The organism is Klebsiella sp. M041, from assembly GCF_059759695.1.
In genome coordinates, this window is record NZ_JCAXWU010000053.1 from 1 (window position 1) to 1,916 (window position 1,916).

Genomic DNA, 1,916 nt, shown 5'->3' on the forward strand with positions numbered 1-1,916 from the left:
ACAGTGTGCGCCGGGAGACCGGTAGAGATCAAGGGGTGAAAGTCCCCGACCATTGAAGGACCAGCAATCCACAAGGTCCCCGAGTCATGCGTTGCATACCGCGAGGTATGGGGTGAAGCGTTGACAGGGGTGTTGACAGGCCAGCCATTGAGCCACGAAATCTATATTAAATTACCGGGTGCCGACGTTGTACTGTTAACGGAAGGCAACATCATAGGGTGCGATACTGCGAGTGCCACATGGACCCGGCGGGGTCTGAGACCCTGGCATGTCAATACGATCTCTACGCGGGAACCGGGAGATCTCCCCTCTGACCATCTGCCAGTGTCGGAGATGGCCCGCACCGGGAAGACGAGGAGTCATAGCCGGTGATGTACGGAGAGGAGAAGTCGGACTCGCTCATAGTAGCGGCGAAGCAGGCGAACAACCCGAAAGGAGCGGAGTCAGTGGAGCGAAGGAGCGGGGCCAAGGGGAACGCGGAACAGCCACACATGCGCCGGACACAGAGCCGGGAAAGCATGTCACAGAGGCTGTCACGCGTGCGGGAAGCTGCGAAGCAGCGGAAGAAAGAACGGTTTACAGCATTGTTCCACCTGCTGACAGTCGAAGCACTGGAAGCCGCATTCCTCTCCCTGAGCAGGAAAGCGGCCGCCGGAGTGGATGGCATCAGGTGGATGGACTACGCCGGAAACATGAAGAACAACATAACAGATCTGCACCGGAGGCTACATCAGGGCAGTTACAGGGCGCAGCCCGGCAGGCGTCACTACATCCCAAAAGCGGATGGAAAACAACGCCCGCTCGGCATCGCCTCGCTGGAGGACAAGATCGTCCAGTATGCGCTGGTGAAAATCCTGAACGCAGTCTATGAAAACGACTTTATGGGGTTCTCATACGGGTTCAGACCCGGGCGAAGCCAGCACGATGCACTGGACGCACTGGCCACAGGGCTGGTACGCACTAACGTAAACTGGGTACTGGATGCCGACATCAGTCAGTTCTTCGACAGGGTGAGCCACGAATGGCTGATCAGGTTCACAGAGCATCGGATCGGCGACCGGAGGGTAATCAGGCTCATACGTAAGTGGCTCACAGCCGGGACGTCGGAAGAGGGTCAATGGCGAGCAACGGAGGAAGGCACCCCACAGGGTGCGGTCATCTCACCGCTGCTGGCAAACATATACCTCCACTACGTCTTCGATCTGTGGGCGCATCAGTGGCGACGTCGCTATGCCACAGGCAATGTGGTAATGGTCAGATACGCCGATGACATCGTCATCGGGTTCGACAAACGATACGATGCCCGGCGCTTCCGTATAGCCATGCAGCGCAGACTGAGGGAGTTCGGACTCACGGTTCACCCGGAGAAAACCCGTCTGATGGAGTTCGGCCGCTTCGCTGCCGAAAACCGTGCCATCAGGGGAAAAGGCAAACCAGAAACGTTCAACTTCCTCGGGTTCACGCACATCAGCGGGAAAGATCGCAACGGCAGGTTCATGCTGATACGAAAGACCCGCCGGGATCGGATGACGGCAACTCTGAAAGCCATCAAAGACGGTCTGCGAAGGCGCTGGCATTACTCAATCCCCGAACAGGGAAAATGGCTCAGGAGAGTGGTTCAGGGATACCTGAACTATCACTCGGTACCGGGCAACTTCCCCACCATGCAGAAGTTCAGGACACACGTAACAAACCTCTGGCGCCGGGCGCTCAGGCGCAGGAGCCAGAAGGATGATACGACCTGGACGAAAGCAAACAAACTGGCAGCCGCATGGCTACCAAGGGTTCGGGTTCTACATCCATGGCCTGTGGAGCGGTTCACCGCCAGACACCCGAGGCAGGAGCCCGGTGCGTAAATCGCGCACGCCGGGATCTGTGCGGGGGGTATCCGGTAACGGGTATCCCTACCGCGACAT

1 protein-coding gene is annotated in these 1,916 nt (G+C 58.1%); it reads left to right on the forward strand.

All coding sequences use genetic code 11. The annotated features are described in order from the left end of the window. The first annotated feature begins 368 nt into the window (after positions 1–368). A complete protein-coding gene (ltrA, locus tag AC6CWS_RS26405; RefSeq protein ID WP_004178082.1) occupies positions 369–1,856 on the forward strand; it encodes a group II intron reverse transcriptase/maturase in 1,488 nt (495 codons plus the stop codon). Positions 1,857–1,916 lie beyond the last annotated feature (60 nt).